Source organism: Pseudobdellovibrio sp. HCB154 (assembly GCF_046267985.1).
GTDB lineage: Bacteria > Bdellovibrionota > Bdellovibrionia > Bdellovibrionales > Bdellovibrionaceae > Pseudobdellovibrio.
Genome location: NZ_CP176530.1, coordinates 2498025 through 2523327, shown reverse-complemented (window position 1 = coordinate 2523327; position 25303 = coordinate 2498025). Strand labels below are relative to the sequence as shown.

Sequence of the window (25303 nt, the reverse complement as noted above, 5' to 3'; positions counted from 1 at the left end):
TCTAATAGAAGGATCATGTCGGCAGCAAATACAGGCAACGCAGGTGAATTTTTAGTCGAGCTGGAAGAGAAAGATGCTTTCCTGGCTTTGCATAATTGTTTCACGTTGAACTCTGATTTGATTTTAAAAAACGAAGCTGATCCAAATCCTGTTTCAGCAAAAATTCAATTTTTCGCTGATAAAAAAATATTTTTAGAAACACCACAGTTAGACAAGCTTGCGCTATTTCAAGGACAAACTTCAATTAAGTTTTTTATTGGTACAGAAGTGTACTTTATCAAAACTTCTTTAGAAGTTGTTGATGACCAAATCTGTTTTGATCAAAGTTCTAAAATCGTTCAGCTTCGCCGTCGTAAAGAGCCACGTTATAATATTCCTGAAAAGTGGAATCAAACAGCGGCAGTTTGGTCGATTGAACTTAAAATTAAAAATTTAGCCAGAGTGACAGATATCTCTTACGGTGGCTGCCGTTTTGAAGTTCCTAAATTAAGTTTAAGTATTAATAAAGGCGATCAGATTCGTATTCAGTATCAGATCTTTAAGCGCGCAGATGTAGTTTGTGATGCGATCGTGCGCTTTATTATGCGTAAACCTAACGGCACGACTGTGCTGGGGTTAGAGTTTACGCAATTACAAAAAAGTCACAAATCTCGTATTAACAATATCGTTGAAGATCTTGTTAACCATTACGCTGTTAAAAGTTTACTGTAATAAAACATTCACCCAAGGAAGTTTATCTTTAGGGATAGCGTCTTTAGGCATAAATAAACCTGTTTTAAGACCACCCTCATACGCGTAACTGCCTTGGGCCATATCGCCGGCTTTTAACACCGCTTTTAAAACATTGAACGCTTTAGCGTTATTGTTCTTCATAACCTTAATCACTTCTTCAACGGTTACGTGAGGGATTGAGTCATCCCAGCAGTCGTAATCGGTGACAAAGCAGCATGGTAAGTACGGAAGCCCTGCTTCGCGCGCTAAAGCGTACTCAGGAAAGTTAGACATACCAATAATGCCTGCACCCATTTGGCGGTACGTGTGTGATTCAGCTTTCGTTGAAAAGTAAGGGCCTTCGATACAAACATAAGTTGGCCCAAAGAAAGTTTTGTGCGCCATCGGCTTTACAAGTTCTTGTAAACGATTCGCCATCACTTCACAGATAGGTTTTGCTAAAGACACGTGACCTATTAAGCCGCCGCCTAAGAACGTAGGAATACGCGCTTTAGTGCGGTCGATATATTGAAATGGCACAACCATATCACCGGGTGCGTATTCTTGTTGTAATGATCCTACGGCGCTGAATGAAACGATCGCTGAAGCGCCTAATTTTTTAAACGCGTAGATATTTGCACGGTAGTTAATTTCTGAAGGAAGTAATTCATGGTGTTCACCATGGCGGGATAAGAATAAAAATTCTGTGCCATCAACTTTTACTTTTTTTAATCCTGATGAGTGAGGACCAAACGGTGTTTCAATATTAATTTTTTCTACCGTTGTGAATTCGTCAAATTTTTCAAAACCTGATCCGCCGATAATTGCGATCATACATCCTACTTTCTAAAAACGCCTTGTTCGATATTTTTATGGTTAAATACGCCAGTGTCCATAATCCAGCCTGTTGTTAGTGTTGCCGGAGTTACGTCAAATGACGGGTTGTACACGGGGCTGTCTTTCGGGGCCCACGTGCTGATCACTTCAGAAGCCGCACGCTGTTCAATCGGAATATGTTTTCCAGAGACACAGTTAAAATCAACTGTTGTAAAAGGAGCTGCTACATAAAATGGAATATTATGAAATTTGCAATTTACAGCCACTGAGTAAGTTCCGATTTTGTTAGCGAAATCGCCATTCTGCGCGATGCGATCAGAGCCCACAATGGCTTTACTGATTTTACCTTCACTCATTAAGTGAGCGGCCATATTGTCAGTGATTAAGGTGTAAGGGATTTTATGCTTTTGTAATTCCCAAGTTGTTAATCTTCCGCCTTGAAGTAAGGGCCTAGTTTCATCAACCCACACGTGAATTTTTTTACCTTGTTGGTGCGCTTTTAAAATAACACCTAAAGCTGTTCCAACGCCTACGGTCGCAAGGCCACCGGTATTACAGTGAGTCAGAATTTGATCGCCATCTTGAATCAGTTCTGCGCCAAATGTCGCGATACGATCGCATAATTGAACATCTTCGTTAAAGATATCAACCGCTGTTTGTAAAATTTTATTTTTATCGGCACCAGTTTCGATCACAGCTTTCATGCGATCAATACAGTTCATTAAATTCACAGCTGTTGGGCGGGCTTCATAAAGAGCTTGGGCTTTTTTTAATAACTCAGTTTTAGTAAAACCTTGAAGAGCTGCTTGCGCCACTTGTAAAGCCGCAGCTACACCGATTAACGGGGCGCCACGCACGCGAAGCATTTTGATCGCCTCGATCATTTGCTCAGTCGATTCAATCACTAACCATTTTTCTTCATGGGGTAAAAGTGTTTGGTCTAAGACTTCAAATTTATTTTCTGAGCTGCTTTCTGAAAATCGAAGCGCTAAGCTGTTACAAGAAATCATAATAAAATATCTCCGATTTTCTTTCTTAATTCGTAAAGGTACGAAACTTCTTCAGGCGGTAATGGATTTAATCCACCTAGAGCTTGAGCTTGCGCTAAGATCTGTGCCGAATTTTCGATACGCTCCATACCGCGGTAAGCTTCTTCGAGGTCAAGGCCCCAGGTTAAAGCGCCGTGACGTTTTAAAATCATCGCCCGGTGCTGAGGTAAATAAGGTTTTAAAACATCACCCATGCTTTGAGTACCAGGGCGGGCATAATCAACAAACGGAATATCACCAGTCGCTAAGATCACTTCAGACAGACAATCTGACGGTAATTTTTTAAGATGCGGTTTAGCGATCGACCAGGCAATTGCCGTTGTCGGGTGGGCATGAACCACAGTTTTAGCTTCTGGGCATTGGCGAAACACTTCTAAGTGCATTAAACGCTCAGAAGAAGGGTTACCAAAGACGATTTCGTTCGATAAAGTCACCGCCGCCATATCAGAGGGCTTCATAAAAGCTTTGGCTATGCCGGATGGCGTAAATAAAATGAGGTTGGGCTCGACTCGTAAACTGATATTTCCGTCAGCAGCTGAGAGCATGTTTCGGCTGTGTAATCGTTTACAGATTTCTAAAATGTGTAAACATTCTTTTTCGTAGCGCCTAAGCAATTCATTCGGGCTTGTCATACCCACATTTCATAGCGATAATAGTGATCAGTGGCAACTTTGATGAATCAATTTAGCAAATTTCCCAATGAGAATGTGCTTATCGTTATGGCACTTAGAGAAGAATCAGGCGGAGTGCTTGAGCAGCATGGCTTTCATGTCCATTACAGTGGGCTGGGAATGGTCAATGCAGCAGCTAAACTGACTGAGCTTGGAATGACTCTAAAACCCCATCGCATTATTAACTTAGGTACCGCGGGAAGCTTTTCGTTGGAACCTGGAACTTTGGTTGAAGTAGATGGTATCATCCAGCGTGGCAGTGTGGTTTCGTTTATACGCAGTCGTAAAAAAATTGAGACATTCACTGAATTACCCAAAGTCACGTGTGGAACAGCCGACTTTGTTGAAGTTGAAAAATCACCAAACAATTTATATCAAATCATGGACATGGAAGCTTTAGCGTACGCCCAAGTGTGCGAGAAATTAAATATTCCATTTCATAGTATTAAATACGTGACCGACTCATCGGACGTAAATACGTTGAAAGACTGGAAAAAAAATCTAGCTTTCGCACAACAAAGTTTTTTAAGTCTTTGCCAATCATTTAAATAAAATAAAAAAGGAAATACATGGAACAGCTTTTTACTTCTGAAGCTTTGATCGCTCTTTTTACCTTAACAGCTATGGAAACTGTATTAGGAATCGACAATATTATTTTTATTGCGATCTTAGTCGCTAAAGTGGCGCCAGAAAAACAAGCCAAGCTTAGAAACATTGGTTTGATGTTAGCTTTTGTGATCCGCATTGGATTATTATTCTCGTTAAGTTGGATCATGGGATTAAAAGACCCTTTATTTTCTGTGATGGATAAAGCTTTCTCGGGCCGCGACCTTATTATGTTAGGCGGGGGCTTATTCTTAATGGCTAAAGCCACTTATGAAATTCACCACAAAGTTGAGGGTGATGATGCTGGCCCGTCAACTGAAGGTAGCGGCAATCTTAAAAAAGTTTACGCCAATGCCACTTCAATTTTATTTCAGATCTTAATGTTAGATATCGTGTTCTCGCTAGATTCAGTGATTACCGCTGTAGGGATGGCAGATCAAATCATGATCATGGTTATTGCGATGTTAATTTCAATGGTCATCATGCTTGTTTCTGCAAGTTCAATCAGTAGCTTTGTGAACCGTCATCCGACAATTAAGATTTTAGCTTTATCATTCTTACTTCTAATTGGTGTGATGTTAACAGTTGAAGGTATGGGCGGCCATATCGCTAAAGGTTACATCTACTTTGCGATGGCGTTTTCATTTGTGGTTGAGCTTCTTAATATGCGTATGCGTAAAAAGACGATTCCACCACAAACAATTAATCCGGTTCAAAATTAGTTAGCTAAGGCTTGGCTGTAATGGTTCATTACAGCCGCATTGCTATCGCCCTTTTGCAGAGCTTGAGTAATAAGGCGGCGAACCTCTGGATTTTTTGATTTAAATTGGCTTAGGGTATAGCTTACAGCAAATTTCATATACAGCGGTAAATCCGGCGTTTCTAAAATTTTAGCAATAGCTAAATGATGACTTTCATCTTTGGTTTGCAGGCGGTGAAGAGCATAGACACTGTTAGCTTTTAAGAAAAGATCAGTTTGCTCTGGAGCTAAGTTTGGCAATAGTTTTTCGGTAATGCGTTGATCTGCTGGCACTAAGCACGTTAACACAATCACAAACGCAGCCTCGCGAAAGCGCTCTTCTGGAATCATGTCAGCGGTTAGATTCACTTGCATTCTTGAAGAACAAAGATAGTTCTGTTTTTCTTCGGTAAAAGGTTTGTTCAATTGTAAGATACGGTTCATTGCCGAAAGTGCATCATTTTGTGTTAAAACTTCAAGATCACGAAGAGCATTAACTACGTTGGCCTTAAGCGGAATATAAATCACACCATCTAAATTTAATAGATTCATTAGATTCGTTTTGATTTTCTCGTTGCGACCGATATTTTCTAAAGCCTGCTTCTCTTTTTCAGTGAACTGAATAGGGTCGGCTTTAAGGGTGTGAATATAATTTTGAATATGTGATAAAATTTTAATACCGTCACCTGAACTTAAAAGTTTTTCGATGTACTTAATTTTTTCGACATGAGCGACTTTGGGGCTACGGATATAACAGTACGGTTTTTCTTCAACATTTTTCATATTAAGTAAGCTTCCGAAGGCCTGGTCAACGCTGGTCTTTTTTAACGCTTCTAAAAATTTAGTGTTTTTCTTTGTCGACTGCTTTTGGACGTATTGATCAAATTGGTTGTACTCAGCTTTAGAGTTTTCTAAGTAGCGGTTTAAATAAGGTTCAACGGTTTTTCCAGAGGGGCCAATCGAGTTAAAACCATAAATACGGGGTGTTTTGGCAAAGATTTGTGACATCTTAGTTTTAAAAGAATCGCCAAAGCCGCTGTAGCGAAACGACACGATTTGACTGGCTTGCGCCTGAGAAAAGCCATCTTCAATCAGCACACGCATGTATTCTTCAGGTGTTCTGCGGTCTTTATCTTTTGAAGCTAAGGTGTTGCAGCCAAATAAAAATACCTCTTTGGGTTCGTGAATAATACCACTGCATTGGCTGTCGCACGAAGCGGCCTCTAAGTCTTCAGTCGAAAGACGAAATGGTGACTTACCGAAAAAGGTTCCACCAAAGTGACCTGAAACGACAAGCACGTCGCATTTAATTTGTTTTTCACATGATTTTTTTAACCATTGGTTATCGTGTTCATTTAAAGCGTTATGAGTTAGTTCAATAAAATTCCAGTCAGCGGGATTCAGATGTTTTTTAAATAAAATCATTTCTTCGTCAGAGTTTAGGGTAATGGTGCAGACATTTTTTGAAGCAGCAAATGAGCTTAAGCCTACAAGACTTGTCAGTAAAAAGAAGAAGGTCGCTAATAAACGAAGTTGAATTTGAACTCGCATACCAGTTAAGAGTTTCAATAATCATACGCGCTCCAAGCTTTTATATTGCAGAGAGTGTTTTCTATCGGAAAAAAGGGGCAACACGGCCTTACAGCTGTAAAAATCTTCGTCGTCTTGCATTGAGACGATTGACAATAGTGAAGTGCAAATCATAGCCTTTTTTTATGAAAAAGATTTTTCTTATCGTTTGGCTTTTTACAAGTGGTTGCGGTTTGCTAGAAAAAGTAAAGCGTGTGGAAGTTCCGCCAACGGTGGCATTTTCTCGTTACCTGATGATTTCAACTTGTTACCAGACAGAAAAAGTTTGCCGTAGTCCGGTGGCAAAAGATTTAGAAACGGCGAATACCTCGGCCGTATTTAAAGACGGCGTAGCCCAGAATACGGTGACAGTAACTGAAGAAGGGCAAATCTTTACCGGCGATATCACAATGACCGCTAAAGAAGACGGCTTTCAAATTGATTTAAAACTGCATTCAGGAAATGCATCAAAACGCCCAGCTGAAAAGCAAACTTTCTGGGTTAAGGATTTAAATTTTTTAAAAGAAACTATGGTCATTGATAAACCCATTACTTTTCGACGGGGAATGCTGCGTGCGCAGCTTGTATTCGGACCAGTTTTAAATATTACCGAATAAGAAAGGGAGCTTTGCGCTCCCTTTTCTTTATTTTTTATTTTTTTTCTTTTTTTTATCGCAATCGTCTTTTTCTTTGTTATTTCTGTGTTTGTCTTTGTGCTCACACGGATGGTGCGGATCTGGTTTTGGTGGCACCGGTGGTTTTGGATCTTTTGGTTTACAAGGTTTTTTATCTTTGTACCAACCCAAGTGTAAGCCAGAGTCTACATGTTTACCGTCGTGGTTTACTCCTAAATGTTTACCGTTGTTAGATTTAACATCGATTTCACATTGTTCTTCACCTGGTTTTGGAGGTGGAACTGTTACTGGAGGTTGATTTCCGTGTTGGCAAGTTAAGCTTGGATCAATCACGAATTTACCATTGTTACATAAAGTAATCTCTGCTTCGCAACGGTTACCGCCACCAGCTGTTGTATGAGCTGCAGCCCAGATTGTAAAACCGTGTGGGATTGTGATTAATCCAAATAAGATCTTACAAGATTTAGGACCTTCTACCGCACATGAACTACTTGTATATGAACCCGATAATATACCGTCGTTACAAGTTCTAGTTTCACCTTGGCACGATTGACCGTAACCAACACTTGATGATTTGTAAGCTTGAACTGAAGAACCGTGCGCTACAGTTTTACCATTGAAAGTACAAGACTTCGGAGGTGTTACAACCGGAGGTTTCGGACCAACTACACAAGAAGAGTAAGTGTTCGAGCCTGATAAGACACCGTTTGTACAAACGCGGTTTTCAGATGAACAAGTTTGACCGTAAGGAACTTGCGACGAAGCGTAAGCTTTTACAGACGAGCCACTTAAGATTGTTTGGCCGTTAAAAGAACATGACTTAGCAGCTTCTACCGAACAAGAAGAGTAAGTGTTCGAGCCTGATAAAACACCATTTGTACAAGTTCTAGTTTCAGAAGAACATGACTGACCGTAAGCCACTGATGAAGACTTATAAGCTTCTACAGTTTGACCATGGGCAATCGTTGAACCGTTGAAAGTACAAGACAGAGCCGCCTCAACAGAACAAGAAGCAAATGTGTTCGAACCAGATAATACTCCGTTTGAACATGTTCTAGTTTCAGATTGGCAAGACTGACCGTAAGCTACTGAACCAGTTAAGAACGCGGTTACAGTTTGGCCATCAGCTACAGTTCTACCGTTAAACTCACATGATTTAGGAGCTTCAACTTCACAAGAACCATTTGTGTATGAACCTGATAATGAACCGTTGTTACAAGTTCTAGATTCTTGAACACATGTTTCACCTTGTGGAACTTTAGCATCTTTAAATAGGATGGTTGATTGACCGTGAGCAATTGTTAAACCGTTAATTAAACAGCTTGCTGGAGCATCAACCGTACAAGAAGCGTATTGGTTAGAACCATCTAACACGCCATTGTAACAAAGTCTTTCTTCAGAAGAACAAGTACCACCGAAAGCTACAGTCGAAGTTGCGAAAGCGTTCACAACTTGATTATGAGCAATTGTTTGACCGTTGAATAAACAGCTAGCTGGTTTATTCACAGAACAAGTTGCGTATTGGTTTGAACCTGATAACACACCGTCATTACAAGTTCTTGTATCAGAGATACAGTTAGAACCGAAATCAACAGATGATGTTGGGAAAGCTTGAACTGATTGGCCGTGAGCCACAGTTTGACCGTTGAATAAACATGATTTTGCAGCGTCTACGTTACATGAACCGTATTGGTAGCTGCCTGACATCACACCGTTAGAACACACGCGTTGTTCAGACACACATTGTGTACCGTAAGCTTGTGTCGAGTTTTGGAAAGCTGTAACAGCTTGACCGTGAGCTACAGTTTGGCCGTTGAATAAACAGCTTGCTGCCGCTTCAACATTACAAGACGCGTAGGCATTTGATCCTGATAAAATACCGTCAGTACAAGTTCTAGTTTCAACTGAACACGTTTGACCGTAAGCCACTGTCGAGTTTGCGAAAGCCTGAACATTTGAACCGTGAGCTACAGTTTGGCCGTTGAATAAACAAGAAGCCGCAGTGTTTACGCTACAAGAAGCGTAAGCTGCTGAACCTGACAATACTCCATTACTACAAGTTCTAGTTTCGGCTTGGCATGTTTGATTATAAGAGACTGTTGAATTTGGATAAGCTTGAACAGATGAACCGTGGGCCACTGTTTGACCATTGAATAAACAAGAAGCTGGGGCGGCTACGCTACAGGTTGCATATTGAAAGCTTCCAGAAAGTACCCCGTTATCACAGGTTCTTCTTTCGGCCGAACAATATGTACCGTAAGCGACTGTTGAGTTTTGGTAGGCGTTGACACTCGATCCATGAGCGACTGTTTGTCCGTTAAAAGTACAGTTCGCGTAATCTGACGGGATATCTGATCCCGGCGTAGATACCGCAAAACTTGCACTAGAGAAATCACGAGATGCTTCAGACGCAGGTGCCGGACCACTGCTGCCTTTAGGGCTGCAGCTTGAGATAGCTACTGCAAGTAACGCAATAAGGGTGATTTGTTTGGAAACAGTCATTTCTGACTCCTTGTCAAAATATTTAAATCAGTTTCGGGCATTTTAAGAAAAACTACACATTAAAAAGGGTAAATTATCGTCTTAATACAAGGGTTTACAAAGGTTCACTTTTTTGACTAAATGTTAGATAGTAATCATAAAAATAGAGTCAAAAGTTTGGTCGTTATTTTTTTACTTCAGGAGTCTTAACATTATTGTTTCATATTTGCTTTTAGTGATAGCCATGATTTCTATTCAATCGGGAGCCTCGATTGCGAAGGGTTTATTTGTTGAAATGGGCCCTGCTGGAGTCACCGCATTGCGTGTTTTCTTCTCGGCGATCATCTTGGTGATCATTGCTAATCCGATGAGACATAAAAAAACATTCAAACATATTCTCACTGATCGTAAACAACTGGGATTGATTGCGGCCTACGGTTTATCGCTGGGGTTGATGAATTTATTCTTCTATTTTTCATTAGAAAGAATCCCGTTAGGACTAGCGGTCACGTTAGAATTTGCCGGGCCATTAGCCGTTTCAATTTTATATTCGCGTAAGTGGATCGATGTTTTATGGGTGATTCTAGCAGCTTTAGGTATTGGGATTTTATTTTTCCATAGCGGTGAAATGAAGATAGATCTGATCGGTATGTTGTTAGCATTAGTGGCGGCGTTCTTTTGGGCTTTATATATTATCTTCGGAAAGAAAGCGACTCGTAACGATCATGGAAGTTTAATTGTTGCAAGCTTGGGGATGTGTTTTGCCGCGATGGTAGCCCTGCCTTCAGGATTATTTATCAATACCCAGCAAGTGATTAATCCTAACTACTGGTTAGCAGGGCTTGGCGTGGCGATTTTATCAAGTGCTGTGCCGTATAGCCTAGAATTAAAAGCGATGAAGTCGATTCCAGAAAAAACTTTTGGAATTTTAATGAGCTTTGAGCCAGTAGTCGCTACAACTGTTGGATTTATTTTCTTAAAAGAAAGTTTAGATTTAACTCAGATCGGAGCGATGTCGTTAGTGATTATCGCTTGTGTAGGAAGTTCTTATGAATCATGAACAATTAGGGCCTGAATTTGATTTACAGAAGTTTTTAAACGCGCGTGAGCTTTGTTTAAAGGCCGCTGATATTATTATCGACCGTATTGAAATCGGTATGACCGAAAAAGACGGGCAGGCTTTAGTTAAAGATGTTTTTAAAGAATTTGATATAACGAAGTTTTGGCACCCGACAAAGTTTCGTATGGGCACAGATACCACTAAAACTTTTCGTGATCTGCCAGATGAAAATTTAAAAGTGACTGATCAAGATATGATGTTTATCGATATCGGTCCGATTATTGAAAATCACGAAGCTGACTTCGGAAGAACAGTCGTCTTAAATAAGGCGGGTGGTGAACTTAATCCTAATTACGTGAAATTAGCCCGCGCCAGTGAAACTATCTTTCGTGAAACCGAAGCTTACTGGAAACAAACTGGCGCTACCGGAATCAAGTTATTTGAATTTGCGCAAAATAAAACGGCTGAATACGGTTATCGCCTAGATCACCGCATGGCCGGGCATAGATTAGGTGATTTTCCGCATCACGTATATTCAAAACATAAATTGTTTGAATTTGAACAAAGCCCGCTTAAAAATATTTGGGTACTAGAGATTCATATCGTCGATGATAAAAACCAGCGTGGATCTTTTTTTGAAGATATTATGATTGAGGGGCGTTAATGAAAATTTTTGTCTTAGTTTTGTTTATAGCTTTACAGACCCACGCTTTTACCAATGGAATTTATAACTGCGTTGATGGCAATAATGATTCAATCTGCCCACAAAAAATTAAATTCACTTCGGTAAACGGCACAGTTAATTTACGCGTGGTTTACTCGGGTTACTGTAATGATCAAGGGCCTTATCGTTATTCTTGTGAAAATGAAACGACGTGCGGTGATATGAATGTTGGTTTCACAAAGCTTTCAGAAACCTCTTATTATTGGGTTAATAAAGGCTATGATATTCATTGTAGATTCGAATTGTCGACAGAAAAATAAGTTGCAAATTGGGACTTAGCCCGAGGCAATTTACCCCGAGTCATTTTGTAAAAATTAGTACGTGCGACTTCGCGTTTAATATTTAGTGGCGTAGTCATTGCAAACCCCAAACAAATCACTGGATTGGGAGCGTTTGTATGAATATTATTTTGCGTTGTCTTGTCGTTATTTCTTTAGTGGCTTCATTATTTGCCATTGAAGCCTTAGCTATGATCTCTGAACAAACACAGCAAGCCGCCACAAGCCTTGGAGCTGCAGGCTTAGGTGAAGTTGAGTTTGTGGCAGGATCTGACGCTTTAACAGATCAAAGCCGTGCAGAAATTCGCAACGCTGTGGATGAGGCGCGCCGCAAAGGCGAACTTGATCACGTCAAAGTTCTTGCGTGGTCTGACCAGGAATATCCAGCCGCTAAAACATCTCAAAGTAAAGCCAATGTGGCTTTAGCCAAAAAAAGAATCGAATCGTTAAAAGCTTTTTTAAAAACAGATTTAAAAATTAAAAACGTTGATGGTTTCAACATGGCCGAGAGACCAGGAAAACTGAAAGAATTTTTAAATACAAAAGATGCTCGTGTTAAGAAAACGACTGAAGTGGCGGGGGCTGCTCCGGTTCAGGATACTGACACGGGATTATTTGGTGAAAAGGGGCAGGCTTCGAAAGCAGTTCTGATGATTTTCACAAAAAAGTAATCGACAAAAAACAAAAATTTAGAACCGAACCAAGACAAAGATTGGATCGATCACTAAAAACTAATAATCAGGTGTTTTAAAACGCCAAGGAGAAAAATATGGAAACGACTTCTGATATCAAAAATCAATTTAATTCTAAAGCTGAAAAAATCGGTGAAAGAGCAAGTCATGCGGTAGACCGTGCTCGTCGCGCCGGCGAAGAGTTTTTAGAAACTCCAATTTCTGAACGTATGGCTGATACTTTTTCTAGTTTAAAAACAAGATCAATTGATGCTTACGACACTTCTGTAGCAGCCGTTCGTCGTAATCCAACAGCTTGGCTTGGTGCCGCGCTTGGTGTGGGCGTGATTTGCGGTTTATTTTTTGGCCGCAGCAGCAGCCGCAGTGGTAGATAAAATAAGTTTTTAAAAAAAAGGCTCTGAAAGATCAGGGCCTTTTTAAATTTGAGGGGGATGAGCTATGTTTAAATTTTTTTCGTCAATCGCATCACTATTGTTTGGAAAACGGCTGTTGTCGATTCCTTACGAGGTTATTGTCGACTATGCCATAGCTCGTATCAGGTCGATGGCTAAATCAGCGGCCTTGGGTTTTGCTGGATTAGTTTTACTTTTAACGGGAGCATTGGTCGCCTTTTTCAATGTTCTTGCGATTTATGATTTAAAAGGGTCTTGGATGATGACTGCTGTCGCCGGAGGCGGTCTCGGAATTTGTGTGTTAGGTGTTTTACTGATTGCAATAGCAAGTTATAAAAAATCCCATCCAGAACATCTCACGCGTCCATCGGACGTGTTGACCACTGAAATGCATTCTCCACTGGAGCAGGCATTTGCTAATTTAATTAATGAATTTGTTGAAAATAGAAGAGAAAAACACGCAGCGAAAGAAGCCGCTGCAACGGGGGCTGTATGAAAACGATAAATTCTACCGGCCGCTTGGCCGTGGTTGAAGATGACCAAGACATGTCAGAAGTGATTGAGGCTTTTTTTAAACCTCGAGGCTTTGATGTCACAACTTTTTCTACTCCGCTGGAGGCTCTGGCTACAGTAAAGAAAAACCAGGAAAATTTCGACGTGATCATTACTGACTTAATGATGCCCGAACTTTCTGGAATTGAATTCACCAAAAGACTGCATGAAGAAGAAATCGATATTCCAGTCATATTAGTTACCGGTCATAATGAAGTCGATCTTGCGGTGCAAACAGTCGAAGTGGGTGCTTACGATTTTATTTTAAAACCAATTCCATTTCCGAACTTACTGACATCAGTTCAGCGGGCGATGCATTACCGCAAAGTCAGCGGTGAAAACAAAGTTTTAAAAGCTGTGATTCAAAATAAAGAAGGCACGGGCCTAAATGGCATTATCGGAAAATCCGCCGGATTTAAACAGGCTTTAGATCTGGCAAAAAAAGTGGCGTCATCACAAGCGCACGTTTTAATTACCGGTGAATCAGGAACGGGTAAAGAAGTGATCGCTAAAGCTGTGCATTCGATGGGTTCGCGCTGTAAAGAAGCGTTTGTAACTATTAACTGTTCAGCGATTCCTGAAACATTATTAGAATCAGAACTTTTTGGTCATGCGAAAGGGTCGTTTACCGGTGCAGTTGATAAAAAAGTCGGTTTATTTGAAGAAGCTGAGGGCGGAACATTATTCCTGGATGAAATCGGGGATATGAGTTTACCGCTGCAGGCGAAATTATTACGGGTGTTACAAGAAAAGAAAATTCGCCGTATTGGTGAAAACCAACAACGTGGGATCGATGTGCGCATCGTAGCTGCCACCCATAAAGATTTACGTATTGAGGTGCAAGAGCGAAGATTTCGTGAAGACTTGTACTTTCGTTTGAATGTAATTCCGATTCGTATTCCGCCTTTACGCCAGCGTAAAGAAGATATCTTGCCGTTAGCCGAGTTTTTCTTAAAGAAATACTCAGCGTTAAACGGAATTCCTCTTACCGGGTTTTCGCGTGAGGCCACCGAAGGTTTACTTAATAACCCTTGGCGCGGTAATGTGCGCGAGCTTGAGAATACGGTTGAGCGCGCGGTCGTTCTGGCTACAGGTGGTTTGATAGAGCCTAAAGATCTTGTTGATTTCGAAAAGGCTAACTCTGAAGAAATTGTTGAAACCACAGTGCCTGCCATCGCGGCCACTCCGAAATTAACGACTGAAATGACACTAGAAAAAATTGTCATGAATGAACGAACACTGAAGTTAGAAGAACTTTGTCAGATTTATATTTTAAAAGTGCTTCGTAAAAATAACGAATCTAAAGAAAAGACAGCGAAAGAGTTAGGTATCGATCGTAAAACATTGTACCGAAAGCTTGCAGCTATGCAAAAAGCTGAACAGACGATGATGCCTCAGTAGTTTCTTTGTTTGAGTGAGTATTGATTTTGAACCCGTGCCCTTGTGGTGCGGGTTTTTTGTTTTTTTGCGAAGGCCGCATCCTGCTGTGGCTTCTGACGGCATCCTGCCGTCAGACCTGGTTTTTTGGGAATGGTCTGACGTGGTTTTGGTTTTGTTTGTTGGTTTATTTTTTTATACGGCTCTGACTAGTTTTGGTGCTAGTGACATTGTGAAAATGTCTTTCAGATTTTTCATGATATTGGCAAACGGTTGGCGCTTGCTCACATAAGAAACTACACGGTATGTGCTATTCTTATTGGTTCTGCATTCTCTGGCTTTGTGAGCTGAAAGAATCACAACCGGTGTTTTTTTCATCGTCCATTGTTCTGAAGCAAGTGGATCGATCATCGCATTACGATCGGCTTGTTTTAAGGTTTCACCGCCGGTCATATCGGGCAATTGCCAATCCATAATCACTAAATCAAAGTGATGCTCGCTTAATTGGTTAAGCGCTTCGTACGGATCGTTGGCGATTTCTACGTAAGCTCCTTCAAATGCGAATTTATCGGCTAATACTTCGGCTAGGTCTTTGTCGTCTTCGACAATTAAAATTCTTCCATGGCGTGGAAGGACTAATTTAGTCGCATCCACATGCGTAAACTGATTCATTATTTCACCCCTCTGAATTTGAATTTCAGTACATCGCTCATATAAGCAATCGCTAAGCCATAACTCAGAGGGAATCTGTTCGCTCTTTGTAAATTTATTTTGAATACAGTCGGAAAAAAGCCCCAGCACGCAGAGAAAAAGGACAATTAGTGCAAGAGCGCATTTTTCTCAACGATGCTCGCTAAAGCATCAACTTGTTCGCTGGCTGCTTGAGTGTTGCGTTCTTTCGCGGCGATTTCTAAAGCTTCACCAATCGTTGAAATCTCAGGAAAGCCGAAGGTAATACCGTTCCCTTTAAGCTGGTGCCCTACGGTCTCTAAGACCGAAAGGTTACCGCTTTGCAGAGCTGTACGGCAGTTTTCGACATCTGTTTTTCGACGTTCCATATATTTTACAACAGCTTCGTGTGGAATTTCGATTTGCATAAAACCTTCTTACTCAACCTTTGTTGGCGTAATGATAATATCTACGCGACGATTTGCTGCACGACCTTCTTTAGTTAAGTTTGTCGTCACTGGCTTTTTGGCGCCTAGACCTTGATATTCAATTTCTGAAGTTGTCAGTGGTGTACCTTCAGGAGCTAAAAGATAATCAGCCACGGATTCTGCACGTTGTTCCGAAAGCTTTTGATTGATTGAAGCGCTTCCAGTTGAATCGGTAAAACCTTCGACTTTAACCTGTTCAGCATCCATTGAAGATAAGATTTCTTTTACTTTATCTAATGTTGGATGGGCGCCTTCTGAAATTTCAGCTTGTCCAGGGGCAAAGTTTTCGCCTTTTAAACGAATAAGAATTCTTTCGCCATCCCGGTAAACTTCAGCTTCTGCCGGATCAAAATTTAATTCTTCAACAGCGATAGTGCGTTCAATTTTGTTGTTCGCCGCAATCGCACGTTTTTGCAGATCATAATATTTATTTTTAAATTGCTGATGGGTACTGAAAGACAAAAACTCTTTATTGGGTTTATAACCTTTAACAGCATCTTTTAAGTCCCAGTCGACCCGCGAAAATTCACTAGGATAGTTTTCAAGAGCTCCGGCTTTTAAAGCCATTTCACGGGCTTCAAGAATATCGTTTAATTCGCCTCTGAAATCTTGTTGGGTAACGATGGCATAATTTAAATTACCACGGCCTTCGCCGACAGTTTTAAGAATTTTATGCTCGGGTTTTCCTTCAGACTCCATCTTTCTGGCTTCGGCTAACTTACGTTTTGCCACCGAAAAATAATCCGGTGCTGTGATGTCGACTTGGTCTAATTCAGCCTGTTGAATATCGGTTTCAAGACGGCCCATCTCTACACTGGGGCTTGCACCCGCAGGAAATTCTACAGTTTTAGCTTTGTTCGCACAGCCTGAAGAAAAACTAAGAAAAATTAAAAACATTGAAAGGATTGTTAGCTTTAGCATACGAAGCTCCTTTAAAAGAAAAAGATGACAGGGATATGACTCACACAAGAGAGGTTGGTAAATCATATCCCTGTGGGGAACCAAAACATTAAGGAAGATAGTCTTGTCGTCTTCCGCCGATAAGACTTGCGACAAAGCTAATAGCAGCAAGAATTAAAAAGACGGCTAGTAATACACGACCGATTTCCATAGAAACTCCGGCAAAGCCGGTAGCCCCGAATAAAATGGCTACTAAGGCCAAAACAAAAAATACAATAGCGGCTCGTAACATATTTACCTCCGATGGAATTTACGTTGAACAGCGCAATATGCATTTGCAAGCACCTCTCCACAGGCCTAAGCTGGTTAAATTGCAAGTCATGTAAGTCGATAAACGAAGATGTGGTGTATTGCCATGGTTCACCGTGGCGAAAGTCTACAGCGTAATTGCTCAAAATAAGCGAGGTAAATATGAAAAATTTGATTCTTATTCTTTCAATGTGCGGTGGAATTTTTTCGTCGTCTTTAACATTCGCAGGAGAACAAGAAGCAGTTAACTGTAAAAAGCAAACAAGTCTTGAAAGCTTTGCCAAACGGGCAAAAAAATTAGCGACTGAGCACTGCGGAAAAGTGAAATTTACAAATCTTAATCTATCAAGTGCGCCGATCACGATTGATAAAGATCCAGCGGTAGCTAGTTACTTGATTTCTTATGACTGCGGTAAAAGTAAATACCTAGCGGTTCTTCAGGCGATTCCTGAAAATAACTGCGCTGATATTCAATACCAGTACATTAAAGCAGATGTTGTGAAATAGACAGCTACGCTGTAGCTGTCGCGCGAACGTAAGAGTAAAAGAAAACAGAGTTTTTTGCTTTTTTAGCAATTTCGACTTCTTTTTTCATTTGTTTGATCAGTTGCGGAGTTACACGTTTTGTCTTGATCAGTGTTTCTTCGGCACTTAGTAAAATATCAAAGAAGTAATCAATAAAAGCAGCTCGCTTTTCCGGTTCACGCGCATCAAAGTGAAATGGTCTGATTTCAACATTGATATTTTTAAACCCTGAAGCTTTTAATAAATTTCCTAATTGCGCTCCCACAAACGGGTGGCCTTTGATTTCCCATTGAAAATCATTAAATTCAAACCAGTATTTTAAGTAAGCCGGAGAGTACGGCTCCATAAAAAGACTGTGATTAAACACTTCAGAAACATAAACTTTTGCACCTGGTTTTAAATTTTTACGCACATTTTTTAAAACTAACAGTGGATCTGGAACATGTTCTAGAAACCAACAGATAAAAGCAGCATCGTAATCAGTTTTACTTAAACGTAATTTTTGCGCGTCCTGCTGCTGTAAGTGAACACGGCCAGATTTAAATTCTTTAGCCAAAACTTTGCTGGCTGTTTTTAGCTGGGCTTCTGATAAATCGATACCATCAATTTGAAGCTTGGGAAAACGACGGCACAAGATCTGAGTTTGTGCTCCTACGCCGCACCCCACTTCTAAAAGATTTTTTGTAAATTCTAAATCGACGCCCTGATAGACATAAGGTTCTAAAAAATCTGCTTGATAGATCAAACGATCCTGTTCTTTTTTTTCAAAACCGTGAATATACTTTTGCGCCATAGAATTATCCTTTAAATGCTGGCCATAACACTTTCAATAAAGATTTGGCCGCGTTTGATTTTACGAAATTCCTGTTTGTAAACCAAACAGATCTTATCTGAAAACTGCGGCGCAGCTTTAACTTTTTCGTAGCTTTGCGATTCATAACTTTGAAGAACGCGCTCCGGCACGATGCCACAACCAACACCTTCGGCTACAAGCTTGGCAATCACTTCTAGGCTTGACGATTCGATAACGCGTTTAAACGTGAAACCTTTTTTGTTTAGTTTTTGTAAAATGTCTTGAGTTTGTAAAAGTCCGGGTTCGATGATCAGCACATCGTCGTTTTGGCAGTTTTTTGCTTTCCATAAGCAAACTTCATCGCGGCAAATTTCTTTAATGATCAAATCGGGGTGGGCGACTGGGTTAACCGCAAATGCCACATCTAACACAGAACTAACCACTTGTTCTGTCATATGACGTGACAAGCCGTGAGTTAACTGCACTTCAATACCTGGGTTTTTCTTTAAGAAGGTTTTAAGTAATGAAGGCAGAATGTATTGGGCTACGGCCGAGTGACAGCCAAGCTTGATAATTCCTTGCGGAGTTTCGATGTCGTCAGCGATATTTTGTTTTAAATTTTCCCACTGCATGATCATCGAATTGGCTGACTGTTTAAGTTTTATTCCCGCAGGGGTAAGTTGAACGCCTTTTTTCGAGCGCAAGAAAAGCTGACAGTTTAAATCTGACTCTAAGCGCTTTACACAGTGGCTTAAGGCAGGCTGTGTTATGCCTAAGCGTTCAGAGGCGCGCGTTAAGTGAAGTGTCTGAGATAATTCTAAAAAGTATTTTAAGTCGGTTTGATTAATCATAAATATCAGTTATCACACTCAATTCTAACTTTCATTATATTTATTATGGTTTACAGCGTATTTCTTCTGTTTAAGGGGGATACGTATGAAAAGACGTGATCTTATTAAAAATAGTCTAATTACATCTGTGGGCTTAATGGCTTTAAGCAGAACAGCCGCAGCTAATGAGTTGATGTGTAAACCAGGATTAACACCACGCCAAACTGAAGGTCCATTTTATCCAGTCGAAGATCAATTAGATACTGACGCTGATTTAATTCGTTTAGAAGGAAGTTCGCTGTTTGCCTTAGGTGAAGTGATCATCGTTCAAGGACAAGTAACTGATCAAAACTGCAAACCTGTTAAAGGTGTGCTTGTTGAGATCTGGCAAGCGTGCGCTTCAGGAAAATATAATCATCCTTCAGATCCAAATACGGCGCCAATTGATCCAAATTTTCAGTATTGGGGTAAATCAGTGACTGACGAGCAGGGACGTTACAAGTTTCGTACGATTTTACCAGGAGCTTATCCAGCAGATACAGATTGGATGAGACCACCACATATTCACTTTAAGATTTCGCGTGTGGGATACAAAGAGTTAATCACTCAGATGTATTTCGCAGGCCAAGAACTAAATGGCCAAGATCTTATTTTACAAGATCTAAGCCATGACGAGCAGGAAAAAGTGGTTGTGCCATTAAAAAATGAAGCTGGCCAAGCTCATCCGGTCGGTGAATTTAATATTCAAATTAGAAAGTTAAGCAAAATATAAAATCGCGCCACAAGCGCACTTAAGGAGAAAAACCATGAAAAAAATCTTTTTATCAGCAGCCATCTTGCTTTCAGCTTTTACAGCACAAGCGGGCGAAACGATTATTTTGAAAAAAACAGTAAAACTTGCAGTTGATTTATCAACAACAGGAATTCGTTCAAGTAACTTAGGTTACGGCGACACTTACTTTGTAAAAATCTTAGTTCCTGGTCTAGCGGCCGAAACGCTGCTAAATCACAGAAACGAAGGCGAATCAGCACCTTGCTTAGCGACTTACGAAACTTTTAAAGTTGAAGACGTTGTTCAGAATAATCCAACAACTGAACTTCATGACTTTGAAATCGTACAAAAGAAAGTCACTTACCCGAATGAAACGGATAAAACTTGCGCGGTTTACTTAATTGAAGATGTTTCAACAAAAGTGCGTGGATTTAATTTCGTTCACCAACGTACATCTGAATTGCCAAGCCGTCACATTGACGATTGCCAATAGTTCTTTTTAGAGTTCAATACTTTTTACTGCGGGTCATGGTTTAAAATTTTACACCCTGTTGGTTTTAAACCTCGTCCGCAGTGAAGCTTTTATTCTAGTTTAAAACTGTGGACGGATTGTTAAATTTAGACCTACAATAAGAGGATGAAACCTTGTGACCGCAGTTATTATTTTGGAAATGACGACGAAAAAATCTTTATTCAAGAGTGGGGTGATCTAGATAAGCCCGTATTCTTTCTCGTCCATGGTTTTCCGGGTTGTTCTGAGCATGGTAAACTTGTTTCAACATCCCCAGTCTCTGAATCTTTCAGACTTATTGCCATTGACCGCCCTGGTTATGGCAAATCGATGCCGCAAAAAGATCTTACTTTTTTAAAATTTGCGCAGCAGATTAAAAATCTATTTGCTGAACAACAAATTGATAAATTTTCAATTATTTCAGTGAGCGGCGGTGCACCTTACGCCTTAGCTGTGGCGTATTTAATGAAAGAGCAAGTGTTAAAGCTCACTTCGCTGGGTGGAATTGCACCGTTAACTTTTAAAAACTTTAAGTACATGAACCGCATTCAAAAAAGAACGTGGCTTGCGCAGCAGTTTATTCCAGATCCCGTTTTACACTTTGGTGTAAGCCGCGTTTGGGAAAAAGGCCTAGATAAAATCGAAGAGGCTTTATTTACTGAAATGGATGGTTTCTCAGAGCCAGACAAACAAGTTTTTAAGCATGCCGATATTCAAGAAGTTCTGGTTGAAGCTACAACTTTAGCTTTAAAACAAGGGCCTGCTGGTGTTCTTCGTGATATTAAGATTTTTGCAAAAGATTGGGGCTTTCCGTTAAGTGAAGTGACTTGCCCGGTAACCTTATGGCACGGCGGATTAGATGATGTGGTTCACCCACGTTTTGCGCAGGACATGCAAAGCTATTTACCAAAGGCCACGCTCAACTTTATTGAACATGAAGGCCACTATTCTATTTTATTAAATTGCAGAGACCAGATTTTATCTGATCTTCTGCCAATAGCTTAGTTTTTTAAAAGCTTCTCTAAAGCTTTGTAATTATCTGCGACTGCTCCGGAACGCGATAGCTCACCAAATTTAACAAGTTCGCCCATGCCTGGTTTTAACACCTCAAGCGAACTTTTATCGCGGCCATTGCGTAAAAGAATTTGACGAATCTGCTCCGGAGTATGATTTAAGTTTTGCGCCATAAGCACAGACAATATTCCCGCAACGACGGGAGCTGCCATACTTGTTCCACTTAAAACCATGTAAGTGTTATTTGGAGCCGTCGAGTTAATTTCAAAACCTGGTGCAAAGATATCAACACTTTCTTTTCCGTAGTTTGAAAAATTAGCCACAATCGCTGATGTGCTATAGCGTGACGAAGCGCTGACTTCGATCCAATTTCTAATTTCAGCATTTGAGTTAGGTGAAGAGGTGAAACGGTTCGGATAATTATCGCGGCGGTCATTGTTGTGTGCGTAGTTTCCAGAAGCATGAACTAAAATTACACCACGTTGGGCTGCGTATTTAAAAATTTCATCAAGTTTAGATTTGTGCGGAGAATAGCGTTTACCAAAACTCATATTGATAATTTTTGCGCCGTTATCGACAGCGTATTTGACCGCAAAGTAAATATCTTTATCGTATTCATCACCGTTTGGAACAGCACGAATCGCCATGATTTTAGCGTAAGGTGATACTCCGTTAATACCTACGCCGTTATTTCTAATGGCTGCGATAATTCCCGCAACGTGAGTTCCATGAAGTGGATCTGGTCCAGTGACATCGTTATTACCGTAATAACCGTTTGAAAAATCATCGGGGTTATCTTTAATAATTTCGGCACGCGGGTTAAAGTTTTCATTCAGCGAAGTTTCAAGAGATAGTTGCAATTGCGTCAGGCGCAGTCTGATGCGCTCAACGGATTTAGCCATGCTAGAATTAAATTCGACGATTAAAGCTTCTTTAGCTTCTTGTTCGGCATCAGTAGTCGCTTTAAAACTTTGTACGGCTTCTAAAGTCAGTTTATCAAACGGAATATTAAGCTTTGTTTGAATGCTGTTAAAAAGTTCCTGCACACGGGCAATTGCATTTTCTATGTACTTAATTTGAATGCGTGCGACTGTTCGATCGCCGGTCACTTCGTTTTCTAATTTATCGTAATAGGCTTGATCAAATCTTTGTAAGCCTTGGCCAGTGGCAATGAGTGTGGCTCGTAATTTTTTTAAGCGCACTAACTCGCGCGTACTTTCAAGACGTTCTTGGTTTACATTTAAGCTTCGTCCTTGGCCGTCTTTAGCACCTAAAAAATTCCAACCGTTGATATCATCAATATAACCATTTTGATCATCGTCAACGCCTTGAAGACCTTGCGCTTCTTTTTGGTTAACCCACATACGACCTTTTAAATCTTCGTGATTTAAATCAAAACCACCGTCGATGACGGCAACGGTAATTGATTTAGCATTAGGATTTAAATTTAAAGTTTTGTAAGCTCGTTCAACATCAATGCCTTCGACCTTTTCTGAAGGCCCTTTGGTAAACCAATTATCAATTTTGTCAGGATCGGTCTCGTTTTCAAGGGGGCGAAATACACCACGCGGATCTAAGTCGCTGGGTTTCGGTTCTGGTTTTTCTTCTTTGCTGCATGCAAACATTAAGCTTGCTGCCCAAAACAATAAGAACGATAAGACCAATTTGTTCATACGAGCTCCGATGGTTAAATTTGAATAATTATTGTGTAGGCTCTAGGGGGCGCCCTTGTTGTTGTTCTTCTTGAGTGGCCGGAGTTGTGCCGGGCAGATAAGGATAAAGGGCTTTAAGCTGTGACACGATATAAATTAAAACCACAGCGGCAATAATCGCTAAACTAATTCCTAAGAAAAGTTGGCGAGCAAATTTTCTCTCTTTACGCAGATTTCCATAGGTCGACGAATGATGCATAAAAAAGCCTCCTTTGCTAAAACGTTGGCGCGACATAGAAAATAGACTTGCAAGAATGGGACATAAGACAAATAGGGCAGGTTGCCCCATTTGAGAACGATCAATTTTCATTCACAAAAATAACACATTTTTTTTCACTAAGAGATTGTTTCATCGTGAATGGCGAACTTTCAGACATTGTCTAATAACTTTTAGACAATGCTTTTCTATATTAGTTCTCATCTGAAAAATACAATTCTCATTCTAAGAACGCTGTTATTTCTGATAGTTAGAAAGACAGTTTTTTTGGTCTTTTTATTGAAGTCTTTTCTAGTATGAAATCAATCATTTTAGATGACTGGCTTATTTCAAGAATAATGAAGAAATTAGTTTCTTTACTTTTCGCCATTTCTTTTTTCTTTTATTTCGTGGGTTGTAACCACAAATCGATTAGCCCTGATATGCAGATCTCTGAAAAGATCCGCGAAAAGCACGCCAAAGAGTTATTAAAATCAAAATATAAAGCGAGCGACTTTAAAGACTTTCAAGGCGATAAGGAATTCGCGTTATACATTAAACAATACTTAGAAAAAGCGAATCCTAAATTAGGATCTGATAAATTCGTAAAAGCTGTATTTGCTGAAAGTAAACAGTACGAATATGACCCGATCTTTTTAATGGCGGTGATTAAAACCGAAAGCCAGTTTAACGAAAGAGCGATCGGTACTTCGGGTGAAATTGGTTTAATGCAGATTAAGCCTGATACGGCCAAATGGATCTGTAAGAAAAAAGGTGTTAAATGGAAAGGCCCACAGGCGCTTAAAAATCCTGAATATAACATCAAAGTGAGTGCGCTTTATTTTAAGTATTTAAAAAAGACCCTAGATTCAAAATCGAGCCGTTATGTGAATGCTTACAATATGGGGATCGGTAGGCTTGGGCGTCTTCCGGCTGAGGACATTTCGGCCCACCCGTATTATCATAAAGTGATCAAGAACTACACCGAGATCTATGACGAACTAAAGAAAATCAAAGCCAGCCGCAGTAAACAAGCCGTTTAGTCCGGCTCAAATCGAATCAATTCTCTATTACAAGATTTTTCATTATTTCTTAGGCAATTTGGGCCGAGTATGTCAAGGTGGGGCTCAAACTGTCTCGTCCAAATGAATTCGCATTCCGCTATTCTTCCTGGTGAGTTACAAATACCAATTCCTGGGAGGAATTTATGGGTAAAAAATTATACGTTGGCAATCTATCTTACAGCATGGATGAGCAACTATTAACAAACATCTTTTCTGCACACGGTACTGTTGAAACAGCCCGTATTGTTATGGACCGTGATTCTGGTCGTAGCAAAGGTTTCGCATTCGTTGAAATGTCTTCTGATGAAGAAGCTTTAGCAGCTATCGAAAAATTACACGGCACTGAGCAATCTGGCCGTAACATGAACGTTTCTGAAGCTAAACCAATGGCTCCACGTGAAGGTGGCGGCGGCGGTCGCGGTGGTAACCGTGGTGGCTTCGGCGGTGGTAACCGCGGGTCACGTTACTAGTGGCTAAAGACGATCTAGTTAGTGTTGCTGGTAAAATTACCGACATGTCAGGTGGCGGTATGTACTCAGTGATGTTAGACAACGGGGTGAGCATTCGTGCTCGCCTTTGTGGTAAAATGAAAAAATTCAATATCAAAGTAGTGGTTGGTGATACCGTAGAAGTCGGTGTTAGCCCCTACGATCCAACGCACGGGTTAATTACCCACCGACACAAAGTCGTTCGTTAGGTCTTAATTTTGCTCCGTTAAAAAATAATTTTTAACGGAGGAAAATATGACTCAAAATCAAAGTTCTGAAAATCTACGTCAAAAAGTTCAATCCGACATTGATGCGCAGTCGCTAGAAATGTGCATTATTATTTGCAATGAGTGCGCTAAAGTCTGTAGCTCAACGCTAAATTATTGTTTACGCATGGACGAACAACACGTCGAACCAAATCATATTAAAACACTGATTGCTTGTGCTGAAATCTGTTCGCTGAATGCGATCTGGATGTCGCGTGATTTTGAATTACACACCAAGCTTTGCCAAGCCTGTGCTGATATCAGCGATTTTTGCGCGATCTCATGCGAAAAAGTCGGTGATGGTGACCGCATCATGAATGAGTGTGCTGATATCTGTCAGCGTTGCGCACAAAGTTGTTTAAAAATGGTGGCGCATTAATTGCTTTATAAATT

Annotated in this window: 32 protein-coding genes; 19 read left to right on the top strand and 13 right to left on the bottom strand. The window is 40.4% G+C overall.

Annotated features, from left to right (window positions below; all coding sequences use genetic code 11):
• Positions 1-15 precede the first annotated feature (15 nt).
• The gene (locus ACKWCF_RS12180; protein ID WP_409477869.1) at positions 16-711 is read left to right on the top strand and encodes a PilZ domain-containing protein; all 696 of its coding nucleotides are present in this window, start codon (positions 16-18) and stop codon (positions 709-711) included.
• Here the strand turns inward: ACKWCF_RS12180 and mtnP are convergent.
• Genes mtnP through ACKWCF_RS12165 form a run of 3 tightly spaced genes read right to left on the bottom strand, consistent with a single transcriptional unit; the run spans position 703 to position 3229 of the window.
• Entirely contained in the window at positions 703-1545 is an 843-nt protein-coding gene (mtnP, locus tag ACKWCF_RS12175; protein WP_409477868.1) for an S-methyl-5'-thioadenosine phosphorylase, read from the bottom strand. The two genes, ACKWCF_RS12180 and mtnP, sit on opposite strands and share 9 nt — an antisense overlap.
• 5 nt (positions 1546-1550) lie before the next feature.
• Positions 1551-2558: an S-methyl-5-thioribose-1-phosphate isomerase gene (gene mtnA, locus ACKWCF_RS12170; RefSeq protein ID WP_409477867.1), complete on the bottom strand. Its 1008-nt coding sequence runs from the start codon at positions 2556-2558 to the stop codon at positions 1551-1553.
• A complete protein-coding gene (locus tag ACKWCF_RS12165; RefSeq protein WP_409477866.1) occupies positions 2555-3229 on the bottom strand; it encodes a class II aldolase/adducin family protein in 675 nt (224 codons plus the stop codon). The genes mtnA and ACKWCF_RS12165 overlap by 4 nt, the downstream gene beginning before the upstream one ends.
• 42 nt (positions 3230-3271) lie before the next feature.
• Here ACKWCF_RS12165 and ACKWCF_RS12160 point away from each other — a divergent pair, with 42 nt between their 5' ends.
• Together ACKWCF_RS12160 and ACKWCF_RS12155 are read left to right on the top strand one after the other, a co-directional pair.
• Positions 3272-3820, top strand: coding sequence for a hypothetical protein (locus tag ACKWCF_RS12160; RefSeq protein WP_409477865.1), 549 nt, complete (start codon positions 3272-3274; stop codon positions 3818-3820).
• 17 nt (positions 3821-3837) lie between these two features.
• Positions 3838-4596 (top strand): TerC family protein, encoded by a 759-nt coding sequence (locus ACKWCF_RS12155; RefSeq protein ID WP_409477864.1) that lies wholly within the window; start codon positions 3838-3840, stop codon positions 4594-4596.
• Here the strand turns inward: ACKWCF_RS12155 and ACKWCF_RS12150 are convergent.
• Positions 4593-6164 (bottom strand): hypothetical protein, encoded by a 1572-nt coding sequence (locus ACKWCF_RS12150; protein WP_409477863.1) that lies wholly within the window; start codon positions 6162-6164, stop codon positions 4593-4595. The two genes, ACKWCF_RS12155 and ACKWCF_RS12150, sit on opposite strands and share 4 nt — an antisense overlap.
• 164 nt (positions 6165-6328) lie before the next feature.
• Here ACKWCF_RS12150 and ACKWCF_RS12145 point away from each other — a divergent pair, with 164 nt between their 5' ends.
• A complete protein-coding gene (locus ACKWCF_RS12145) occupies positions 6329-6799 on the top strand; it encodes a hypothetical protein (RefSeq protein ID WP_409477862.1) in 471 nt (156 codons plus the stop codon).
• 27 nt (positions 6800-6826) lie between these two features.
• Here the strand turns inward: ACKWCF_RS12145 and ACKWCF_RS12140 are convergent, their stop codons facing one another.
• Positions 6827-9319 carry a hypothetical protein gene (locus tag ACKWCF_RS12140; RefSeq protein ID WP_409477861.1) on the bottom strand — a complete coding sequence of 831 codons (2493 nt, stop codon included), beginning with the start codon at positions 9317-9319 and terminating at the stop codon, positions 6827-6829.
• Positions 9320-9533: 214 nt separating this feature from the next.
• Here ACKWCF_RS12140 and ACKWCF_RS12135 point away from each other — a divergent pair, with 214 nt between their 5' ends.
• From ACKWCF_RS12135 to ACKWCF_RS12105, 7 genes are all read left to right on the top strand, one after another.
• The gene (locus tag ACKWCF_RS12135) at positions 9534-10358 is read left to right on the top strand and encodes an EamA family transporter (protein ID WP_409477860.1); all 825 of its coding nucleotides are present in this window, start codon (positions 9534-9536) and stop codon (positions 10356-10358) included.
• Positions 10348-11022, top strand: a complete 675-nt coding sequence (locus ACKWCF_RS12130; RefSeq protein ID WP_409477859.1) for a M24 family metallopeptidase — start codon at positions 10348-10350, stop codon at positions 11020-11022. The genes ACKWCF_RS12135 and ACKWCF_RS12130 overlap by 11 nt, the downstream gene beginning before the upstream one ends.
• Positions 11022-11342, top strand: coding sequence for a hypothetical protein (locus tag ACKWCF_RS12125; protein WP_409477858.1), 321 nt, complete (start codon positions 11022-11024; stop codon positions 11340-11342). Before ACKWCF_RS12130 ends, ACKWCF_RS12125 begins: the two co-directional genes overlap by 1 nt.
• Before the next feature lie 137 nt (positions 11343-11479).
• Complete coding sequence (locus ACKWCF_RS12120) at positions 11480-12031, top strand: hypothetical protein (RefSeq protein ID WP_409477857.1); 552 nt, start codon at positions 11480-11482, stop codon at positions 12029-12031.
• A gap of 98 nt (positions 12032-12129) precedes the next feature.
• Positions 12130-12426 carry a hypothetical protein gene (locus ACKWCF_RS12115; protein WP_409477856.1) on the top strand — a complete coding sequence of 99 codons (297 nt, stop codon included), beginning with the start codon at positions 12130-12132 and terminating at the stop codon, positions 12424-12426.
• Between the two features lie 64 nt (positions 12427-12490).
• Entirely contained in the window at positions 12491-12940 is a 450-nt protein-coding gene (locus ACKWCF_RS12110; protein WP_409477855.1) for a hypothetical protein, read from the top strand.
• Positions 12937-14397, top strand: coding sequence for a sigma-54-dependent transcriptional regulator (locus ACKWCF_RS12105; protein WP_409477854.1), 1461 nt, complete (start codon positions 12937-12939; stop codon positions 14395-14397). The genes ACKWCF_RS12110 and ACKWCF_RS12105 overlap by 4 nt, the downstream gene beginning before the upstream one ends.
• 171 nt (positions 14398-14568) lie before the next feature.
• On the opposite strand, the gene ACKWCF_RS12100 is transcribed toward ACKWCF_RS12105, so the two are convergent.
• The 4 genes from ACKWCF_RS12100 to ACKWCF_RS12085 form a co-directional block, all read right to left on the bottom strand.
• A complete protein-coding gene (locus tag ACKWCF_RS12100) occupies positions 14569-15045 on the bottom strand; it encodes a response regulator (protein ID WP_409477853.1) in 477 nt (158 codons plus the stop codon).
• 146 nt (positions 15046-15191) lie between these two features.
• Entirely contained in the window at positions 15192-15470 is a 279-nt protein-coding gene (locus ACKWCF_RS12095) for an Hpt domain-containing protein (protein ID WP_409477852.1), read from the bottom strand.
• 9 nt (positions 15471-15479) lie between these two features.
• Entirely contained in the window at positions 15480-16451 is a 972-nt protein-coding gene (locus tag ACKWCF_RS12090; protein WP_409477851.1) for an OmpA family protein, read from the bottom strand.
• 88 nt (positions 16452-16539) lie between these two features.
• The gene (locus ACKWCF_RS12085) at positions 16540-16722 is read right to left on the bottom strand and encodes a DUF1328 domain-containing protein (RefSeq protein WP_409477850.1); all 183 of its coding nucleotides are present in this window, start codon (positions 16720-16722) and stop codon (positions 16540-16542) included.
• Positions 16723-16901: 179 nt separating this feature from the next.
• Between ACKWCF_RS12085 and ACKWCF_RS12080 the strand changes: the two genes are divergently transcribed.
• The gene (locus ACKWCF_RS12080; RefSeq protein ID WP_409477849.1) at positions 16902-17246 is read left to right on the top strand and encodes a hypothetical protein; all 345 of its coding nucleotides are present in this window, start codon (positions 16902-16904) and stop codon (positions 17244-17246) included.
• A gap of 4 nt (positions 17247-17250) precedes the next feature.
• On the opposite strand, the gene ACKWCF_RS12075 is transcribed toward ACKWCF_RS12080, so the two are convergent.
• A complete protein-coding gene (locus ACKWCF_RS12075; protein ID WP_409477848.1) occupies positions 17251-18057 on the bottom strand; it encodes a class I SAM-dependent methyltransferase in 807 nt (268 codons plus the stop codon).
• 11 nt (positions 18058-18068) lie between these two features.
• Positions 18069-18908 (bottom strand): LysR family transcriptional regulator, encoded by an 840-nt coding sequence (locus ACKWCF_RS12070; protein WP_409477847.1) that lies wholly within the window; start codon positions 18906-18908, stop codon positions 18069-18071.
• Positions 18909-18993: 85 nt separating this feature from the next.
• On the opposite strand from ACKWCF_RS12070, the gene ACKWCF_RS12065 reads away from it, so the two are divergent.
• From ACKWCF_RS12065 to ACKWCF_RS12055, 3 genes are all read left to right on the top strand, one after another.
• Positions 18994-19659 (top strand): hypothetical protein, encoded by a 666-nt coding sequence (locus ACKWCF_RS12065; RefSeq protein WP_409477846.1) that lies wholly within the window; start codon positions 18994-18996, stop codon positions 19657-19659.
• A 34-nt stretch (positions 19660-19693) separates the two neighbouring features.
• Entirely contained in the window at positions 19694-20152 is a 459-nt protein-coding gene (locus tag ACKWCF_RS12060; RefSeq protein WP_409477845.1) for a hypothetical protein, read from the top strand.
• Positions 20153-20296: 144 nt separating this feature from the next.
• A complete protein-coding gene (locus ACKWCF_RS12055) occupies positions 20297-21175 on the top strand; it encodes an alpha/beta fold hydrolase (RefSeq protein WP_409477844.1) in 879 nt (292 codons plus the stop codon).
• Here the strand turns inward: ACKWCF_RS12055 and ACKWCF_RS12050 are convergent.
• Both ACKWCF_RS12050 and ACKWCF_RS12045 read right to left on the bottom strand, forming a co-directional pair.
• Positions 21172-22857: a S8 family serine peptidase gene (locus ACKWCF_RS12050; RefSeq protein ID WP_409477843.1), complete on the bottom strand. Its 1686-nt coding sequence runs from the start codon at positions 22855-22857 to the stop codon at positions 21172-21174. The two genes, ACKWCF_RS12055 and ACKWCF_RS12050, sit on opposite strands and share 4 nt — an antisense overlap.
• Before the next feature lie 28 nt (positions 22858-22885).
• Positions 22886-23095 carry a hypothetical protein gene (locus ACKWCF_RS12045; protein WP_409477842.1) on the bottom strand — a complete coding sequence of 70 codons (210 nt, stop codon included), beginning with the start codon at positions 23093-23095 and terminating at the stop codon, positions 22886-22888.
• A 314-nt stretch (positions 23096-23409) separates the two neighbouring features.
• Here ACKWCF_RS12045 and ACKWCF_RS12040 point away from each other — a divergent pair, with 314 nt between their 5' ends.
• From ACKWCF_RS12040 to ACKWCF_RS12025, 4 genes are all read left to right on the top strand, one after another.
• A complete protein-coding gene (locus ACKWCF_RS12040; RefSeq protein WP_409477841.1) occupies positions 23410-24135 on the top strand; it encodes a lytic transglycosylase domain-containing protein in 726 nt (241 codons plus the stop codon).
• A 164-nt stretch (positions 24136-24299) separates the two neighbouring features.
• Positions 24300-24626 (top strand): RNA recognition motif domain-containing protein, encoded by a 327-nt coding sequence (locus ACKWCF_RS12035; protein ID WP_409477840.1) that lies wholly within the window; start codon positions 24300-24302, stop codon positions 24624-24626.
• Entirely contained in the window at positions 24626-24853 is a 228-nt protein-coding gene (gene infA / locus ACKWCF_RS12030) for a translation initiation factor IF-1 (protein ID WP_409477839.1), read from the top strand. The genes ACKWCF_RS12035 and infA overlap by 1 nt, the downstream gene beginning before the upstream one ends.
• Before the next feature lie 46 nt (positions 24854-24899).
• Positions 24900-25289, top strand: a complete 390-nt coding sequence (locus ACKWCF_RS12025) for a four-helix bundle copper-binding protein (protein ID WP_409477838.1) — start codon at positions 24900-24902, stop codon at positions 25287-25289.
• The last annotated feature ends 14 nt before the right edge of the window (positions 25290-25303 follow it).